This window comes from Microbacterium sp. A93, from assembly GCF_051842835.1.
Genome location: NZ_JBPXMT010000004.1, coordinates 84199 through 102422, shown reverse-complemented (window position 1 = coordinate 102422; position 18224 = coordinate 84199). Strand labels below are relative to the sequence as shown.

Genomic DNA, 18224 nt, shown 5'->3' with positions numbered 1-18224 from the left:
CTAGTCCCGCCCCTGCACCACCAACACCGCGCGCAGGCTCTCAAGCTGCGCCTGACTCACTCCGTGTGCCAGCAGGAAAGCCGCAATACTGCCGTACTCACATTCCAGAGCGTCGAGTGCGTCGGCGAGAAGCTCGGGCGGTGAAGCCGTGGCGCGGTGGGCGACGATTCCGGGTAGGTTCTCGACGTCAGCATCTGCAAAGAGATCAGCGAGATACTCAGGCCCTAGGTGGCTCTGGGATGCCGCGAAGTCATCGAGTATCAGCGCGCGGTCGACCCCCAACACATCCAGTACAAAAGCGCTGAGCATGCCGGTGCGGTCCTTACCAGCGGTGCAGTGAATGAGCACGCCTTGCTCGGCCTGCTCGGCGATCGCCGCGAATGCGGCGACCAGAGATGGGGCGAAATCGCCGGTCATATACGTGTAAAGCTCGGGCAAACCATCGAAGGTGATGTCCCGCAGCCGGTCGTCGAACACCGGCATCTCTCGCACGGCGAGGTCGTCATGCCGCCAGGCCCCGGGGGTGCGGTCGCGCTCTCCCCTATCGCGCAGGTCGATAACGCAGGTGACGCCGAGTCCGGCGATCAGATCGCTCGCATGTGCGCGCGCGGCGAATGGTGCTGCCGAACGCCACATCAGGTCGTCACGCACCCACTCTCCGCTGCTGGTGGGCAATCCGCCCACGGGGCGCAAATTATGTAGGCGTGCAGTGGTTTCAGCGGGGAGCGTCATGCTCGCCCTCCTCTCGAAATGCGGTCTTTCGTACCGGAAGTACCGGAACGCTAGCGATGAGTTCGCGGGTATACGGATGCTGCGGCGCATCCAGCACCTGCGAGACGGGTCCGTGCTCGACGATATTTCCCGCCGACATGACGGCTGCATCGGCGCACAATCCGTCGACGATTCCTAGGTCGTGCGAAATGACGGCAATGGTCAGTTCTTCATGGGCGACTAGTCGCCTAAGAAGCCGCAGCACATGGGCGCGCACCGACACATCGAGCGCGCTCACGGGTTCATCGGCGATAACAACTTTGGGTCGCACGGCGAGCGCACGAGCAATAGCGACCCGCTGACGCTGACCGCCCGAGAGTTCTCGGGGAAGCCGCTGTGCGACCTCTGCCGGAAGTTCAACGGCGGCCAGCAACTCGAAAGTTCGCGCCTCAGCATCCCACTTCGGCCGCAATGCACGCACTGGTTCAGCGATGATCTTGCCTACTGGCATCCGGGGATTCAGCGATGTGAACGGATCTTGAAGTACGACCTGAACGCTGCGGCGAAACTCTCGCGCCCGACGACCGCGCCCGGTTGGAACCGGTTCGCCGCGGTACAAAACCGTTCCAGATGTCGGGCTTTGCAGCCCGAGCATGATGCGTGCGAGCGTGCTTTTACCCGATCCTGATTCACCAATGATGCCGAGGTTACGACCCGATTCAATCGTCAGGTTCACACCATCCAGCGCCGGTCGCCGCATGCCGGGGTGCACCATCCGCACGTTTTCGGCCCTGAAGAGTTCGCTGTTCATGCGGCCACCGCCACACGGGTCTTGACCTGCGGCTGCCATCCTGTCGCATACGCCGCATCAATGAGATCGGCGGTGTACCCCTCTCGCGGGCGCTGGATAAGCTGCTCGGCGGTACCCTCCTCGATGATTCGCCCCGCGCGCATCACGACAATGCGATCGCAGTGCGACGCGGCAACGGCCATGTCGTGTGTCACGAGCAAACTGCCGGCGCCGCTCTGCTGAACCAGGTCGCCCATCAGGTCGAGCACCTTCGCCTGCACCGTGACATCAAGCGCGGTGGTTGGTTCATCAGCCAACAACAGCGACGGACTCGTCGACATGGCCATCGCGATCATGACGCGCTGGCGTTGTCCGCCGGAAAGTTCATGCGGGTACCGACGAATCATTGATTCTGGTTCAGGAAGCCCCACGCTTTCCGCCAGGCGAACGGCGGTTGCTCTAGCATCCGCACGGCGCAGCAGTCCGTGCGCTCGCAGCGGTGCAACGAGGTGTCGACGAATGGGAAGCAGCGGGTCGAGCGCGCTCTGCGGCTCTTGAAACACGCAGCCGACCCGCCGACCTCGCAGGTCTCGGAGCGTGCGCTGGTCGGCGCCAATTATCTGCGTACCCTCGACCGTGATACTGCCACTGACCTGTCCGCGCGCAGGCAGCAGCCCGAGCACCGACATACAGGTGAGTGATTTGCCTGATCCGGATTCACCGATCAGCCCCACTCGCTCTCCTCTTTCGACTCTTAGCGATATCCCATCGACGAGACGGCGGTCGCCGATGCTGATTGTGAGGTCGCGGATATCCAAGAGAGTCATGCGGTCACCTTCTCGGTGTCGGGGGCGGAAACAGTGTCGGGGACGGATGCAGCATGTCGGCGTTGCGCACGCGTGACGGGCCTGCTGCGCTGGCCGGGTTCGAGGGCATCCCGCAGCGCATCGCCCAGCAGTGCGAACCCAATCACGAGAGTGGTGATCGCAAGGCTCGGGGCAATCAGCACTTCGGGGCGCACGAGCACCTGTGACTGCAGGTCGGCAAGAGTCCGACCCCACGACGGCGTCGGTGCAGGGGTTCCGAAACCGAGGTACGAGAGCCCGGCTTCGGCGAGCGCGGCAGCCGCAAGGAGCTGCGTGGCGCGAATCAGAAGCGTGGGTGCGACGTTGGGCAAGACGTGCCGCGAGAGGATACCCAGGGTGCCGACCCCGCCAGAAGAGGCGAGCGTCACGTAGTCAGCGGCGAGCGCACCACACAGTTCGGGCACCATCGTGCGGGCGATGACGACGGCGCCGCCGAGGCCGATCGCGACGGACGAGGCCCAGAGGCTTGCTCCATATGAGGTAACCAGGATGATGGCGAGCACCAGCGTGGGGAAGGCAATGGCCACATCAATTGCTCGCTCGAGGGCTGCCCCCAGTCGCCGCCCCGCGAGGGCGGTCGCCATAGCCAGCGGCAGGCCCACCGCCACGGCGATCGCTGTGGCAAGCACGGTGGCAGTCATAGTCGATTGGGCACCGGCAAGCAGAATGCTGAAGAGATCACGCCCTCCGGCATCCGTTCCCAACAGGTGTTCTGGCGAGGGCGGCAACCAGCGGTTGATCGGGTCGAAGGCGGCCGGGTCATAGGGCGTCCACACCAGCGAGAGCAGGGCTGCCAACGTGGGAATCGCCACGAGCACGAGGCCGATGGCGCCCAGCGGATGCCGGATGAAACGAGTGATCACTGGGTCCTCCGGATACGGGGGTCAAGAACACGGGAAAGAGTGGTGAGTGCCATCGTGCTGATCATGACGAGCGCGGTGAGCACGAACAGGGTGCTTTGAATAGAGACGATGTCTCGGTTACCGACATCCGCCAGCAGCATTCCTCCGACACCAGGAAGCGCGAAGAGCTGCTCAACAATGACCGATCCCATGAGAACGCCAGCAATTTCGAGCCCCAGCACGCCGAGCAACGGAAGCGACGCATTGCGCAGGCCCTGTCGCAGCAGCACTGAGCTGAGCGGCCATCCCTGGGCGAGCCCGGTTCGCACCCAGTCCTTCATGAGCACGTCGATGGTGGCGCTGCGCACGAAGCGCACCAGTACTGCGGCCTGCCCGATGGCGATGGCCGTTGCCGGGAGGATGAGTGAGCGCAGCGCTTCTGCGGGGTCGGCCCAGCGATCAGCGGGGAAGCCCTGCACCGGCAGGAGGCGTGTGGGAAGAGCGACAGCGACGACGAGCAACAGCCCCAAAACGAAAGTGGGAATGGCTGCGGCGAGCTGGCTGAGCCCCGCAATCGCACGACCAAAAGCGTTCTCGCGATATACCGCCGCGAGAATGCCGACGGGCAGAGCGATGACGACGCTAAGCAGCAGGGCCAAGATACCCAAGGGCACGGTGACCTGTAGTTTCTCGCCGAGTTCTGCGGCGACCGCGCGACCGTCGAGCCCGGAGACTCCGAGGTTGCCGGTAAGTACGCCGCCGATCCAGTCGAAGTACCGCTCCCAGATGGGTCGGTCTAGGCCCAGTTGGGCGCGCAACGCGAGAATCTGTTCGGGCGTAGCATCCATCCCGCCCAGCATCGCGGCCTGGTCTCCTGGAAGGATCGCCAGAAGGCCGAAGATCACGATGCTCGCGGCAATCAGGGAGAGCAGCAGGATGCCGATCTCTCCGAGTACTTCGGCCACGACGTGCCGGGCGCGAAGGAGTTCTTCGCGCCCGGCACGTGGCCGGCTCAAGGTCGCCGAGATGGTCACGTTACTCCGCGACGGTGATACCGCTGACGCGGAAGTTGTTCGAGATGCGATCCACAGGGAATCCGGCAACGTCGGCATTCGCGACAACGACGGTCTGCGCCGTGTAGAGCCAGTCGCTAGCCGAGTCCTCAGCAACCAGGGTGACGAGTTCGCGCATCTTTTCGTCGCGTACGTCGGTGGTGGTGGCTGTGCGCGCTTCGGCAACAAGAGCCTGTGCCTCGGCGTTGTCGTAGCTCCAGTAGTAGTTCGGGTTGCCGTAGTACGTGGCCGTCGACGGGTCGACGTGCAGCACCATCGTGAGCTCGAACTGCTTGTTCGTATAGGCGTCTTCGAGCCAGGTGGCGAACTCGACGGTATCGATCGTGACGTTGACTCCGATGTCGGCGAGCTCAGCGGCGATGAACTCGGTGATGATCGTGTCGTAGGTATTCGACACGGTCAGCGTCAGGTCGAGGTCGCTGTATCCGGCTTCTGCGAGAAGATCTTTCGCAGCTTCCGGGTCGAACGGCGCCGACTCAGTCATGTCTACGAACCACGGGTCGCTCGGAACCGTGATGCTTCCGGCTTCAGTAGCCTGACCGACGATCTCGGCGAGTTCTGACTTGTCAATTGCCTGGCGCAGGGCCTGGCGTACGCGCTGATCTGACAGCGACTCGACAGTGTGGTTGAACCCGAGGGTCATCCAGCTGGTCGAGTCACCCTCGACAACCTGGAAGGCGTCGTCTGCACCAAACAGTTCGGCTGTTTCCGCTGTCGCTCCGGCGATCATGTCGATCTCGCCGCTCTGCAGAGCGGTAGATGCGGTGGTCTCATCGGAAATGTAGTGGAAAACCACACCGCCGTTTGCGGGAGCGTCACCCCAGTAGTCGTCGGCCGGCGTGAGGGCGAGGGTTGCGCCGCGGTTCCACTGGTCGAGCGTGTACGGGCCCGTGCCGTTGGTTTCGGACGCAAGGTCTGCGTCAGACGTACTGGACACAACGTATCCGGCAGCGGTGGTGAGGGTGTCCAAGAAGTTAATGTCGCGCTCTTCGAGCGTGATCACGACGGTGGAGGCATCGGTTGATTCGACGCTTGCCACCTGGGTCATACGCTTGGCATCCGGGTTGACCGATCCTTCGGCGCTGGCGGCCTGAAGGGATGCCACGACGTCATCCACGGTCATGGGCGTTCCATCGTGGAATGTGACGTCGTCACGAACGGTGAAGGTGTAGGTCAGGCCGTCGTCGCTGACCTCCCACTCCGAGGCGAGCGCCGGAACGATCTGGAGGTCTTCGGTAATACCGACGAGACCTTCGTAGACGTTGCCCCGCATGACTTGCACGAGGCCTGCGCCCGAGGTGGTGGTCACATCGAGGCTGGTGGGTTCGAGGCCGACGCGGATGTCGACGATTGCATCGGATGCGACCGAGGTGGGGTCACTCGCCGGTGTAGTTGAACCTGCACCGGTCGCACAACCGACCAGGAGGATTCCGCCGAGGACCATACCGGTCGAGGCGATCATTCTGCGCATGACGTACCTTTCTCTTGCAGGTAATTTTTCGGATCCCTGCGTGCTGTGATCAAGACGTCTATATGTCTACGGATCGTCGATGACGCGATGAGGAGTTTCAGGTGAACGGTATGCAAAGTGGTCGTAGCCGTGTGGACAACAGCGGGCCGGTTTACCGTCGGATTGCGACAGAGCTGTGGGAAGAAATTCAGTCGGGTGCGCTCGCAGCCGGTTCACGGTTGCCCAATGAAGCCACGCTCGCCGAGCGCTTCGGGGTGGCTCGACTTACCCTGCGTCAGGCGATTATCGAACTGCAGCGCCTGGGTGCCGTCGAGATCCGTCGCGGCGTAGGGACGTTCGTCGTGTCCCCTCCCGATCTGGTCGAGATTGTTGCCACCCTGCCGCGATCCCGTCAACAGTCGGATGCCACCGCCGACGCCCTCGATTCGGCAGCACTCCGGCGCTCCGCAGCCCCCGTGCGCCAAGTGGATGAGCGGGTTTTGTCGTTCGGGCCTGCATCTGGTTCGCTCGCCGAAGAAGCAGCTGGGCACCTGGGGATTCCGGTCGCCGATATGCACCGGATCGACACTGTGATGGTGCGCGGGGGGCGTCGCTGGATCGCCAACTCGTACTGGCACTCTGCGCAGTGGTCGGGGGTACTGGATCGGGTCGGTGAACACGGCCTCGTCGTGCGCGCATTCGCCGATGGATTCGGCCTTGACCTGCGCTATTTATGGCGCGCTTTTAGTGCTGTTGCCGCCGATTTCGACGACGCCGATGTGCTCGATGTGCCCCCGGGAACCGCGCTTTTGGTGCGCGATGGCGTCTCCGCCGATGCGGATGGAACCCCCGTGTTTTATGTGCGCCGCCGGCTACGCGGCGACGAAGCGAAGTTCGTGCTGCGCTACGACAACGACGCACTCTGAGGGTTTGGGCGCTGCCCGCGGCATCTGAATCTCAGGACTTCGCACGAATCGGGTCGAGCTTAGCGCCCGGCGGCGGCGATGATGCGAACTACGGCATCCTCCGTGAACCGAAAGACTTCAGCATCCGCCGTCATCCGCTGCTCGAAAGGCACGACGCGCACGCGGTCAGCCGAGATATCAACCGTCGCTCCGCCGTATGCGTCGATGGCAGATTCCTCGGTGCGGCGATCAAAAGCCCGGGCGATATTTGCTACCCCTGGGGCGACGACGATCGGCACCCCACACACGGTTTCAACAACCGGCAAGTGGTAGTGACCGCTCAGGATGACCCGAACATCGGTGCCTTGAATCGTTGACAACAGCCACGCGGCATCCTGCTCATCGAGGCAGAGAGCCTGCAGGAGATCGGTCTGCGCGTCAATCGGCGGGTGATGCACGACCACGACGGTGCCGTGTTCGGCCGGGCTGTGAACCGCCTGTTCAAAGAATTGCTTCTGTGCCTGATCGATGGCGCCGTACCCTCGGCCAGGCACCGAGCTATCCAGCACGATCACTCGCCAGCCGCCGTGCTCTGCGACTGAGGCGATAGGGGCATCTGCACCTTCGAGGATCTGCTCGTCAGCATCCGGTTGTCCGCCACCAAGCACCGCGCGGAAGGGGGCACGGCGATCATGGTTCCCCATCGCAAATACCGCACGCGCGCCGTGCTCGCGCGCCCGTTCGCCAATCAGATCACGAGCGCGCCGGTACGAACCCTCAGACCCGTCTTCGCTGACATCGCCCGAGCACACGACCAGATCGAAGGGGCGATCTGCCATATGCGCGAGCGTCAGGCGTAGCCGTTCGGCAGTGTCGACGACCCCGTAGTGCAGGGTGTCATCCCCGAAGAGGTGGGTGTCGGTGAGGTGCAAGATTCGCAAAGCAGACATGACACGAGGTTTACCTCGTGGAGGTTAACAAAAAGTGCGAGCCTGGGCATCCGAAACGGAGCACTCCGCACGAATGGGAGGAGCGGATGCCCCAATTTGGCTCCGGATCGGGCGCAGGCCTCCCGACCGGGCGGTGCTACCAGGGGCCTTCGGCTGAGGTCGGTCAGGTCGTGATGGACGAGTTCCACTTCTACGCCGACCCCGATCGCGGGTGGGCGTGGCAGGTGCCGCTGCTGACGCTGCCGCAGGCGCAGTTCTCGGCGCGTCCTGTTCCGGCGCCCGTCCTATGCGCGCATCGCGTCCGCGAACCACGACGTGATCGTGCTCGGGTGGGTGATCGCCGTCCCGACGCAGACGGCCCACGCTCCGGCATCCCGAGCAGCGGTGACATCGGCCGGCACACGGACGCGCCCCTCGACGATCACCGGCTTCCGGCACCGTTCGACAATCTGCGCAATGAGGTCCAGATCCGGACCCGCCGACTTCGGGCGCTCTCCCGTGTATCCCGCCAGCGTCGTCCCGAGGATGTCCGCGCCGGCAGCCTCAGCCGCGAGCGCGTCACCCAACGATCCGCAGTCAGCCATGACCAGCACGTCGCTCCTCGCGCGCACACCCGCGATCGTCTCCGCGAGAGTGAGCCCATCCGGACGAGGACGGCGCGTGCCGTCGATCGCGACCACGTCGGCCCCCGCTTCCACGACCGCGAGCGCGTGCTGCAGCGTGGGCGTGATGAAAACCGCGTCGTCGCCGTCCTTCCACAGGCCGATGATCGGCACCTCGAGGTCGGATGCTGCGCTGATGTCATCGATGCCCTGCAGGCGGATGCCGGCGGCTCCCCCGATGACGGCGGCGCGGGCTATCTGAGCCATCGTCGCCGGATTACGCATGGGCTCTCCCGGATATGCCTGGCAGGACACGATCAGTCCTCCGGCCAGAGCTTCTAACACCCCGTGCTTCATCGCTGCTCCCGTCTTGCGAGCGCCAGTGCGCCCTGTGTGCCGCTCGCCGCGAAGCGCAGCCGATCACCGTAGTCGGGCGTCAGGAGTTCGCGGACGGCCCTGCCGGTCGGCAGCGATTCCTCAAGGATGCTCCCGGCGAGCACCACGGGCCCGTCCTGGGCCCGCGAGAGCAGCCCGGACACCGTCCGGACCAGGTGCCGGGCCGCCTCATCGACGATCTCGGCCGCATCTGAGGACCCTTCGTCGCATGCCAGGGTGATGAGAGGAGCGAGCTCCGCGAGAGCCAGTGGCCCCGAATCATTCACGACCCGGATCAGAGCCGAAGCCTGCGCCTCCCCCGGCCATGCCTCCGCGCTCTGCTGCACTCCGGGTCGCATCGTCAGGCCGAACTGGTCGATAACCAACGATGCGAGCGTCGAGACCCGTCCCTCCTGCAATGCCGCCAGCGTCGCACGCACCGCAGCGCGTCCAAGCCAGACCCCCGCGCCTTCATCGCCGAGCAGCCATCCATAGCCTCCGCGGCGCTCAACCACCTGCCATCCGTCGATCAGCGCTGCAGAGGCGCCCGTTCCTGCGATGAGCACGACACCGGTATCTCGATCGGTCGCTGACGCGTAGGCGGCTTCGAGATCCGAGACGATGCGCGGAACTCCGGCCAGGCCGCACTGCGCCCACGCCGCGTCGAAGCCGGCCCGTCGCGCGGGCTGCTCTCGCAGCGCAGTGCTCCCGGCCATCCCGATCACGCCTCCGCGGATCCGTGCCGGATCCAGGTCGCCGAGCGCTGCGCGCAGCGCGGCGGCGAAAGCGAGGTGCGCCGTCTCAGGCTGCGACACGGGATTCCCCCCGGGGGCCGTCCCCTCTCCGCGCACGGCACCGGTGGCATCGGCGATGACGATGCGCGTCGTCGAGCCGCCGAGGTCGCCTCCGAGGACCAGATCGCTCATCTCACCCACCTGTGATGGCCGTCCGGGTCATGGCTGCGCCACTGCGGCGACGGCACGATTCCACTCCCGCAGCCGGACTGCGGTATCGAGGACGCGCTCCGACACCGGGGCCTCGAACTTCGGCGCATGCTGCCACGCTGCTTCGAACTGCGACAACTGCTCGTTGAAGGCATCGACGTCGAGTTCTGATTCCCAGGCCGCCTCCAGCGCGTGCACCCAGCGCGCCCAACGCTCGCCGTAGTAGCCCGAGATGAGACCGCTCCAGTGTTTGCCCGCATAGTCCTGGATGGGAAGACCCGGCGCGAACCACGAGGTGTTGATCAGCGTGGCGTCGTGCACGAGGATCTGCTCCTCCGCTTCGCTCGTCGCCCAGCCGCGTGCCGCGTCCAGCCAGGTGCGGAACCGATAGCCGGGGTAGCGGTCTGCGAGCTCATCCATCGACCGGATGCTGTCGAGCAGTGCACCCGCAGCCTCGTCGAACTCCGCTCGATCGCGCTTGACGAAGGCCGAGCGCGCACGGATCTGGATGCCGTTCGCCGTGCGGGAGAGCACCTCCAGTCCGAGGTCGACGATGTCGCGCTCGAGCCCTGGTGTCGCGCCGTCTGCGAGCGCTGCCTCGATGAGCAGTTCCCACGCACGGATCATGTCGGCCGAGAGATCCTTCGGCTCGAAGTCTTCCGTGGTGTTGCCCGTCCATTCAGCGGCGAGGTCACCCTCCACGCGCGGGCGGCACATGATGACCGAGCGCACAGGACCGGTGCGCTCACCGTGTGTGTACACCTCTCGCAGGAGAATGCGCCAGGCCTCGCGGATACCATCATCCAGCCGTCCGTAGCGGATCCGCGCATAGTCGTCGATCCACGCATCCAGATCGATCGCCTCACGGCGCCACACGGCGTCGGCCATCAGTTCGTAGGCGACCGGGTCATGGTCGAGGGCCTCGGGCGAGAGGCCGATGCCGGCCATGCTCCGCGCGGGCTGGTTGAGAATTCGGAACGGCTCGTTCGCCACGAGGTCGAGCGCACCGTGCATACCGGGTCGACCCCCGAAGTTGTGCAGCATGGTCCATACCCAGGGACGACCCTCGAACTCCTCGGTCTTGTCCCACACCGGCGAGTGCTCGCCCCAGGTGTCCTGGATGAGCGTGTTCATGACGGGCATCTCGTTCAGCGCGGCGGTGATCCGTGCCGGCGTCCAGTACTCGGTGCGGTACTGGAAGGCCCAGCTCATGAGTACCCAGACCGCTGCCGGGTTGTGGCCGGTCAGCATCTTCGTGATCTGCGCGGCGCGCTTGGCGACCATCGCCGCTCCGGGCTCGACGCCGTCCTCAGCGGGGAGCTGCGGCAGGCCCTCGATGAAGGGGTCGATCGCGTAATAGCCGTCGCTGCCGAACAGTCGCTCCTGCTCGCGCAGCAGCGCACTGCCGAGCTTCTCGAACGTCGGGTCGTCGGTGCCGAGCACGTAGTTGAACCGGTCCATCCACTCGACCTCGAACGAGGTCTCGCCCTTGAGGATCTCCGGCACGTAGCCGGCGAATCCCGGCAGCACCGGCTTCATACCCAGGCTCCGCTGACGATCCATGATGCGCTGTCCGAGCTCGACGTGCGAGTCGATCCATTCCACAGTCATCGGGCCACCGTGGTAGCGCACGGATCCATGCCAGGTGAACGGCAGGAAGGCCGCGCTCCCCATGAATGCGAGCACTTCTTCCTCGCTCATGCCGAAGTCCTGGAAGACGCGGTACCAGACGCCCTCGTTGCCGACAACGTTCAGCGGCAGATTGATGCCGTGCAGCGCCATCAGATCGACTTCGCGCTCCCAGCGCTCCCAGTCCCAGAACGCCGTCGTGTACGAGAACGTGCAGAAGTTCATGTGGTAACGGTGCTCCCACGGCGACGTGCGCTCGGTGAGCTCGAAGTCGGGAAGACGGGCGGGCAGCTCCACTGCTCCGGTATCGCGTGCGATCTGCAGGCCGCACGCGCTGCTCAGATAGAACCGCAGGGCAGAGGCGATCGCGACGCCGTTCGTGCCGCGCAGCGTGACGATTCCGTCGGATGCTGAGACCGCGAAGGAGTCTTCATCCCCTCCGGCCTGCGGGTCGATCTCAACGCGGAAGTCAGATGCTCTGTCGCCCAGCAGGCGGCGAAGCAGGCTCTCGGATGCAGTCTGCGTATGCATGTTGGCAGTCAACCTTTCAGTGCTCCTTGTGTGAGGCCCTCAACGAAGTAGCGCTGGAGGGCGATGTAGAGAACGAGGATGGGCAGCACCACGATGATGGATGCCGCGGACAGCAGGGGAATGTTTATCGTGAACTCCCCGATGAAGAAGCCGAGGCCCGCAGGGGCTGTGCGCTTGGACGAATCCTGGATGAGGATCAGAATCAGCAGGAACTGCTTCCAGCACCACATGAACACCAGCACGGCGAGAGTCGTCATCGCCGGACCCGACAGCGGAAGCAGAACGATACGGAGGATCGTGGTCGAACGGGCTCCGTCGATCTGCGCTGCTTCCATGAGTTCTCTGGGCAGCGACGCGAAGTGCGTGTACATCCAGAAGACACTGAACGGCATGTACAGCGCGACCTGCACGAGCACGAGACCGGTGAAGGTGTCCGTCAGCCCCACCGACTGCAGGTTGTAGTACAGCGGGATGATCACGAGCTCGATCGGGATCGTGAGGCCAGCGACGAAGAAGGCGAGTACGCCCTTGCTCCATCGCAGATTGAGGCAGGCCAGGCCGAAGCCCGCCAGCGTCGCGATGATCAGCGTGAGCGGAACGATGATGACGGCGAGGATGACGCTGTTCCAGAGCAGCTTGTCCATCCCGGCCGAAGTCCATGCTTCCGCGAAGTTCGACAGGGTGGGCTCGTCCGGCCAGCCGATCCCCTGAATAGCGCTGCCCGAAGGGTAGAGCGCCGAGAAAACGAGCGCGACCAGCGGAACCATCGTGACGACGACGAGCACAGCGACGATGGCATAGGCGAGAGTGCGGCCGAGATGGCGAGTCATTCTTCCCTCGTGATTCGATTGACGATGAGAACGACGGCAAGGATCATCGCGCTCAGGCAGGCGCCGACGGCGGAGGCCAGACCGATGTCGTGCTCGGTGAAGGCGAGTCGGTAGATGACCAGGCTCGGCACCAGCGTGCGGTCGGCCGGTCCGCCGTTGGTCGTGGTGAAGACCAGGTCGAAGCTCGCGAGCGCCGCAACGATCGTGATCGTGAGCGCCACGCGGATCTCACCGCGCAGGCCCGGCAGTGTCACGGCGAAGAACTCCTGCACTGGCCCGGCGCCGTCCAGGCGAGCGGCCTCGTACAGCGAGTGATCGATCTTCTGCACTCCGCTGGAGAAGAGCAGCATGCACAAACCGGTCATCACCCACGTGCCGATGAGACCGACCGCGACGAGGGCGAAGCCGAAGTCGGCGAGCCACGCGCGGGTGATGGACTCGAGACCGACCGCACGCAGCAGCTCGTTCAGCGGACCGCTGTCGGCGTACATCCATCGCCACACGATGCCGACGACGACGAGGGGGAAGATCTGCGGCAGGAACAGCAGCACGCGGGCCGCAGTCATCCAGCGCGATTTGATCTTGGCCACGATGCCGGCGACGAGAAGCCCGATGCCGATCGGCAGGATCGAGAAGAACGCCACGAGGATCAGAGCGTTGAGCAGCGTACGACGGAGCCGCTCATCGGCGAATACCTCGACGTAGTTCTCGAACCCGACCCAGGTGCTCGGCGAGATGCCGTTCCAGTCGTACAGCGAGTACTGCAGGGTCTGCACGGCGGGGATGATCGCGAAGATGATGTAGAGCGCAAGCGCGGGCAGGACGAACCCGTACCCGGCGATTCGAAGGCGACGACGCGGGCGCCGGCGCCGGGGCGACGACGTGGCCGTCACCCCGGCGCGCGGAGCGCGCGTCTGAACTGCAGAGGTCACTCGATCATTCCGAGTGGTACTCGTCGCGGAACTCCTGCAGCTCCGCGAGGAACGCGACGGGGTCGCCGCGGCCCGCCGTGAGCGCCTGGATTCCGGGTGTCATCCGGTCGATGATGCCGGGAGCTGCCGAGTCCGGGAAGCGCTTCATGCCGTCGTCAGCCATCACCGCGGCGAACGCGTCGAGCAGATCGCGGGTGGCGCCTTCTGCTTCGACCTTGGTATCGACGTGCGGGGGCATGTAGCCCTGATCGACGGCGACCTTTCCGCCCTCAGCGGATGCCATGTAGTCGAGGAACGCCACAGCGGCATCCGGGTGCTCGGTGCGGCTCGAGACCATGAACGCGACCGAAGATCCTGACATCGTGGCGGGAGAATCCGCCGTCTCACCGGGCATGGTGAAGAATCCGCCATCGTCGCCGAGCACGTCGTTGACCTGCGTGACCGCCCAAGTTCCGTTGAACAGGAACAGCGTGTCGCCCTCGACGAAGTTCGCTGTCGACTGCGCCTGGCCGTTCGCGTTCGCGTCGGCCGGGAGGAATCCGCGAGCAGCCCAGTCGGCGAGCTTCTCTGTGGCGGCGAGAGCGCCGGGACCCGTGATCGAGCCGCCTTCCTGGCCGTTGACCCAGGCTCGGAAGTCATCCGACGGCATCAGGACATCCAGCAGGTTGGCCCACAGGTGCAGCGTTCCGGTGTCGAGCCCGCCCGCCTCCATCGGCGTGTAACCGGCGGCGAGCGCCTTGTCCATCGCGTCTTCGAGGTCGCCGAGAGTCGCGATCGGCAGCTCGATGCCCAGCTCTGCGGCAATGGCCTTGTTCACGAAGATCCCGGTCTCGGAAAGAGCCGTCGGCACACCGTAGAGGTCTCCCTCGCCGAAGCGCTTGCCGTCGTCGCTGAACTCGGAGAACGCGAGGGCTGCACCGGGGAGAACGTCATCCCAGCCATAGGCCTCGCGGTACTGCTCGAGCGACAGCAGCTCACCGCCCGGTACGAGCTCTTTCATCACAACGCCGTACTGGGCGATGTCCGGCGGAGTGTTCGATGTCATCGTCAGGTTGACGCTGGTGTTGTACGCCGCGAACTCCGCGTACTCGGGTTCGATGGTGACCTGCGGGTACAGCTCATTGAACCCTTCGATGTACGCCTCGACCATCTCGCGAGGTGCGGTGGTCGCCATCCGCAGGGTGACCTCCTCCGGACCGATCTCCGTGGAGACCTCTCGATCCTCTGCACCGGCGCTGTTCTGCGTCGCCTGTCCGCCTGGGGCGCACCCTGCGATGGCGAAAACAGCGATCGCTGCCACCGACAGCTGCGCAAATCTGCGAAATTTCATCGACTACTCCGTCCGAATATTTCCCTGCAACGAGTTCCCGTTGCTCAAGATCACAACAACCCTAGGGATCTGGTTAAACACTAGGTGTATGCGATAAGCTAACAGCCATGACCGGAATCGTCAATAATCAGCACCGGGGCGTGAGCAGCGTCGATGTCTGCATAGATATCGGGGGAACCGGCGTCCGCGCCAGACTGCTGCGCGCAAGCGATCATGCTGTGGTCAACTCTATGATTAGTTCCGAATCCCTCGGGGAGCTGGTCACACAGCTTTGCGCGCTCGACATCCGCTGCGAACGCGTCGCGGTCGGCGCGACCGGAGTCTGGGGGGATGCATCGCGCTTCGATACCGCGGCTCTCCATCCGCTCGGCGCTCACGAGGTGCGCATCGCAGACGATGGGCTGACCGCGCACCTGGGCGCCCTGACAGGCCGCCCGGGCATCGTTGTGGCGATCGGCACCGGGCTCGTCACCGTGCGCATGACGGCAGATGGCTCGTTCACGCGCATAGGAGGATACGGACTTCTGCTCGATGACCGCGGTTCCGGCGCGTGGATCGGCCAGCGCGCGGTGCGCGATGCCATCGACACCCACGAAGGCGTCAGCGACCACCAGAGCATCCTCGAGCTCTGCATCCGCGAACTCGGTCCGATCACGCTGTGGTCCGAACGCATTCTGAGCACCGGACCCCGCGCTCTTGCCGCGCTCTGCTCACCACTGGCACTGCATGCCCGCGAGGGCGACGCCGACGCCGCGGCGATCTTCACCGCGGCCGGAGCGCATATCGCTGACCGCCTGCACGCGGCAGTCAGGTCCGCAGCCACCGATGGCGAGACGATCACCACGACATTCACGGGCGGAGCGGCAGCCGCGCTCGATCTGCTCATGCCCGGGATCAGGTCGCGCGCTCTTGACCTCCCCCTCGAATTCGTCCCTGCTGAGGGAAGCCCTCTCGACGGCGCTGAGCGCCTGCTGCGCATCGAGAATCCGTCCGCAGAATCAAAGCTGTTGCGCGTCATCACACACCGATAGGGTCAGATCGAACATGGTTGCCAAGTATCAGCAGATTCTGCACACACTCTCCTCGCGCATCGACACGATGAGCGCTGGCGATGCGCTGCCCAGCGAAGAAGAGCTGTCGAAGGAGTTCGGCGTCTCTCCTATGACGACCCGGCGCGCGCTCACGATCCTCCTCGACGCCAAGCGCATCGTGGGCATCCGCGGCAAGGGCACGTTCGTCGCGCAGCGGCCGATGACCAGAACCATGACGCTGATGTCCTTCAGCGAGGCGATGCGCTCTCATGGCCGGGTGCCGCACTCGCAAGTGCTCGGCATGTCGATGGAACCGGCCGACGAAGAGACCGCAGCGAGCCTGCAGGTTGCCGAAGGAACCCACGTCTACAGCATCCGCCGCCTGCGTTTCGGAGATGATGCGCCCATCGGCGTCGACGTGTCGACGCTGCCTGCCGACCGGTTCCCCGGGCTGCTCGGGCACGACCTCAGCGGTTCGCTCTACACGGTGCTGCGCGACCACTACAGCACGAGCATCGAGCGCGCGACCTCGCGGATCAGCGCCGTGCTGCCCGATGCCGAGACCGCCGGAATGCTGGACATCGAAACCGGCACGCCGTGCCTGGCGGTGAAGGCTACTGCCAAGGACGAACACGGCGCGATCGCAGAATCAACCAGATCGCTCTACCGCAGCGACCTGTACGAGCTCACCGTCGACCACCATCGCGAGGCACCGCAGCAGTAACCACCTGCTCAGATTCGCATGGCGACGAGGACATTTCCGGCAGGATCGCGGAACCACGCGATCTCGCCCACGGCGGGATGCTGGGGCTCACGCCGCGCATGGGCGGAGGTCAGGCCATATCTCCGCGAGCGGCGGCCAGTTCCTGTCCGTAGACCCGCGCTGACTCCTCCGCGTTCTCCTTCAGCTCGCGCGCGGTGTCGGCGAACGCATCCGACCGGCGATCACGACTAGGGCATCGCCGCGACGATCGACCTCGCGGCGTCCGATGAGGCGGGCGAAGCCGTCGTCACCGTCACCGGCATGGATCGGCTGTAGGCCCCTTACTGCAGCCGGGGGTCCTCGGTCGGGTCTGCATAGGACTGCGGGCATCCGGCTTCGATGGCCTCCGGACGCAGCTCGTAATGCCACGACTCGTTGCTGTACGTCTGGCAGAGACCGTAGTTGGCGCCGTGCTGCGCCAGCCAGTCCAACGCACGAAGTGGCCCGATGTCGACGGCCTCCCCGGTGACGTGGGAGGACGTCTCCGGCTTCGCCACCCAACGGGCTGCCTCCTCCTCCGATCCGTAGGTTACGACGGCCTCGCGCAGCAGTTGCGCCTGCAACGCCTGCGAGCGCCAACCGCTGTTCACCCAGAACTCGACACCGTCCGCTCTCGCATCCGTCGCTGCGCTGCGCAGCGCGGCGAGCAGGTCCGGTCGCAGGCCCTCCACTGCGGGAGATGCGTCATCGAAGACCGAGGGCTGCCCGCCATCGCGAATGGCCCCGTCCGCTTCCGTGACCTCACCCAATGCTCCTGCTCCGCTGATTGAGGCAGAGGACGGGGCGGATGCCACCGCCAACGACTGCTGCACCGCGAAAGCGGCGATCACCGCGAGGGCCAGAAACACGAGGGGGAGCAGGATTCGGCGTCGTCGACGCACTGCGGGAGACATGGGGGTGGTGTTCATGTCTCCAGTGAACGCATCCGGCTGTTACGAGGCCGTATGCGTTTCTTCATACGCTCCCGATATGCGCCGATGCGTAGGATTCAGCCATGCGTGTGCTGATCGTGGAGGACGAGCCCTACCTCGCCGAGGCGATCCGCGATGGACTCCGCCTTGAGGCGATCGCCTCCGATATTGCCGGCGACGGCGACACTGCTCTTGAGTTGCTGAGCATCAACTCCTACGACATCGCCGTGCTCGATCGCGACGTACCTGGGCCTTCAGGCGACGAGATCGCGCGCGAGATCGTCGCTTCCGGGAGCGGCATCCCGATCCTCATGCTCACCGCTGCTGACCGTCTCGATGACAAAGCCTCCGGCTTCGAGCTCGGCGCGGATGACTACCTCACCAAGCCTTTCGAACTGCGAGAGCTCGTACTGCGTCTACGCGCCTTGGATCGTCGCCGCGCCCATGCCCGTCCCCCAGTGCAGGAGATGGCGGGGCTCAGACTCGATGCGTTCCGCCGAGAGGTTTATCGCGACGGCCAATACGTGGCTCTCACGAGAAAGCAGTTCGCCGTACTGGAGGTGCTCATCAGCGCGGCCGGCGGGGTGGTCAGCGCGGAGGAGCTGCTGGAGCGCGCATGGGATGAGAACGCGGATCCATTCACGAACGCCGTTCGCATCACCGTGTCATCACTGCGCAAGCGGCTGGGTGAACCGTGGCTGATCCGCACCGTACCTGGCGCGGGATACCGGATCGATGCGGACGTGGATGTTGCCTAGG

General features: G+C 64.8%; 18 protein-coding genes. 4 read left to right on the top strand and 14 right to left on the bottom strand.

Features of this window, described 5'->3' with window-relative positions:
* From ACSU1G_RS11455 to ACSU1G_RS11430, 6 genes are read right to left on the bottom strand one after another with little or no spacing between them, the layout of a single operon-like run.
* On the bottom strand, positions 1–732 hold the full coding sequence (locus ACSU1G_RS11455; protein ID WP_439280074.1) for a tyrosine-protein phosphatase: 732 nt from the start codon (positions 730–732) through the stop codon (positions 1–3).
* Complete coding sequence (locus ACSU1G_RS11450; protein ID WP_439280073.1) at positions 716–1522, bottom strand: ABC transporter ATP-binding protein; 807 nt, start codon at positions 1520–1522, stop codon at positions 716–718. Before ACSU1G_RS11450 ends, ACSU1G_RS11455 begins: the two co-directional genes overlap by 17 nt.
* The gene (locus ACSU1G_RS11445) at positions 1519–2328 is read right to left on the bottom strand and encodes an ABC transporter ATP-binding protein (protein WP_438252703.1); all 810 of its coding nucleotides are present in this window, start codon (positions 2326–2328) and stop codon (positions 1519–1521) included. Before ACSU1G_RS11445 ends, ACSU1G_RS11450 begins: the two co-directional genes overlap by 4 nt.
* Positions 2325–3230, bottom strand: a complete 906-nt coding sequence (locus ACSU1G_RS11440; protein ID WP_439280072.1) for an ABC transporter permease — start codon at positions 3228–3230, stop codon at positions 2325–2327. Before ACSU1G_RS11440 ends, ACSU1G_RS11445 begins: the two co-directional genes overlap by 4 nt.
* Entirely contained in the window at positions 3227–4243 is a 1017-nt protein-coding gene (locus tag ACSU1G_RS11435; protein ID WP_439280071.1) for an ABC transporter permease, read from the bottom strand. The genes ACSU1G_RS11440 and ACSU1G_RS11435 overlap by 4 nt, the downstream gene beginning before the upstream one ends.
* A gap of 1 nt (position 4244) precedes the next feature.
* Entirely contained in the window at positions 4245–5753 is a 1509-nt protein-coding gene (locus ACSU1G_RS11430) for an ABC transporter substrate-binding protein (RefSeq protein WP_439280070.1), read from the bottom strand.
* Between the two features lie 110 nt (positions 5754–5863).
* On the opposite strand from ACSU1G_RS11430, the gene ACSU1G_RS11425 reads away from it, so the two are divergent.
* The gene (locus tag ACSU1G_RS11425) at positions 5864–6658 is read left to right on the top strand and encodes a GntR family transcriptional regulator (RefSeq protein ID WP_439280449.1); all 795 of its coding nucleotides are present in this window, start codon (positions 5864–5866) and stop codon (positions 6656–6658) included.
* A gap of 59 nt (positions 6659–6717) precedes the next feature.
* Here the strand turns inward: ACSU1G_RS11425 and ACSU1G_RS11420 are convergent, their stop codons facing one another.
* The 7 genes from ACSU1G_RS11420 to ACSU1G_RS11390 form a co-directional block, all read right to left on the bottom strand.
* Positions 6718–7569, bottom strand: a complete 852-nt coding sequence (locus ACSU1G_RS11420) for a metallophosphoesterase (protein ID WP_439280069.1) — start codon at positions 7567–7569, stop codon at positions 6718–6720.
* Positions 7570–7871: 302 nt separating this feature from the next.
* A complete protein-coding gene (locus ACSU1G_RS11415) occupies positions 7872–8546 on the bottom strand; it encodes an N-acetylmannosamine-6-phosphate 2-epimerase (RefSeq protein ID WP_439280068.1) in 675 nt (224 codons plus the stop codon).
* The gene (locus ACSU1G_RS11410) at positions 8543–9490 is read right to left on the bottom strand and encodes an N-acetylglucosamine kinase (protein WP_439280067.1); all 948 of its coding nucleotides are present in this window, start codon (positions 9488–9490) and stop codon (positions 8543–8545) included. The genes ACSU1G_RS11415 and ACSU1G_RS11410 overlap by 4 nt, the downstream gene beginning before the upstream one ends.
* A 27-nt stretch (positions 9491–9517) precedes the next feature.
* Positions 9518–11668 (bottom strand): alpha-N-acetylglucosaminidase, encoded by a 2151-nt coding sequence (locus ACSU1G_RS11405; protein WP_439280066.1) that lies wholly within the window; start codon positions 11666–11668, stop codon positions 9518–9520.
* Positions 11669–11676: 8 nt separating this feature from the next.
* The gene (locus ACSU1G_RS11400) at positions 11677–12498 is read right to left on the bottom strand and encodes a carbohydrate ABC transporter permease (protein WP_439280065.1); all 822 of its coding nucleotides are present in this window, start codon (positions 12496–12498) and stop codon (positions 11677–11679) included.
* On the bottom strand, positions 12495–13430 hold the full coding sequence (locus ACSU1G_RS11395) for a carbohydrate ABC transporter permease (RefSeq protein ID WP_439280064.1): 936 nt from the start codon (positions 13428–13430) through the stop codon (positions 12495–12497). The genes ACSU1G_RS11400 and ACSU1G_RS11395 overlap by 4 nt, the downstream gene beginning before the upstream one ends.
* Positions 13431–13434: 4 nt before the next feature.
* Positions 13435–14760, bottom strand: a complete 1326-nt coding sequence (locus tag ACSU1G_RS11390) for an ABC transporter substrate-binding protein (protein ID WP_439280063.1) — start codon at positions 14758–14760, stop codon at positions 13435–13437.
* Positions 14761–14867: 107 nt separating this feature from the next.
* Here ACSU1G_RS11390 and ACSU1G_RS11385 point away from each other — a divergent pair, with 107 nt between their 5' ends.
* Together ACSU1G_RS11385 and ACSU1G_RS11380 are read left to right on the top strand one after the other, a co-directional pair.
* The gene (locus tag ACSU1G_RS11385) at positions 14868–15791 is read left to right on the top strand and encodes a BadF/BadG/BcrA/BcrD ATPase family protein (RefSeq protein WP_439280062.1); all 924 of its coding nucleotides are present in this window, start codon (positions 14868–14870) and stop codon (positions 15789–15791) included.
* Between the two features lie 13 nt (positions 15792–15804).
* Positions 15805–16515 (top strand): GntR family transcriptional regulator, encoded by a 711-nt coding sequence (locus ACSU1G_RS11380; RefSeq protein WP_439280061.1) that lies wholly within the window; start codon positions 15805–15807, stop codon positions 16513–16515.
* A gap of 320 nt (positions 16516–16835) precedes the next feature.
* Here the strand turns inward: ACSU1G_RS11380 and ACSU1G_RS11375 are convergent, their stop codons facing one another.
* Complete coding sequence (locus ACSU1G_RS11375; protein ID WP_439280060.1) at positions 16836–17462, bottom strand: M15 family metallopeptidase; 627 nt, start codon at positions 17460–17462, stop codon at positions 16836–16838.
* 86 nt (positions 17463–17548) lie between these two features.
* Between ACSU1G_RS11375 and ACSU1G_RS11370 the strand changes: the two genes are divergently transcribed.
* The gene (locus ACSU1G_RS11370) at positions 17549–18223 is read left to right on the top strand and encodes a response regulator transcription factor (RefSeq protein ID WP_439280059.1); all 675 of its coding nucleotides are present in this window, start codon (positions 17549–17551) and stop codon (positions 18221–18223) included.
* Position 18224 lies beyond the last annotated feature (1 nt).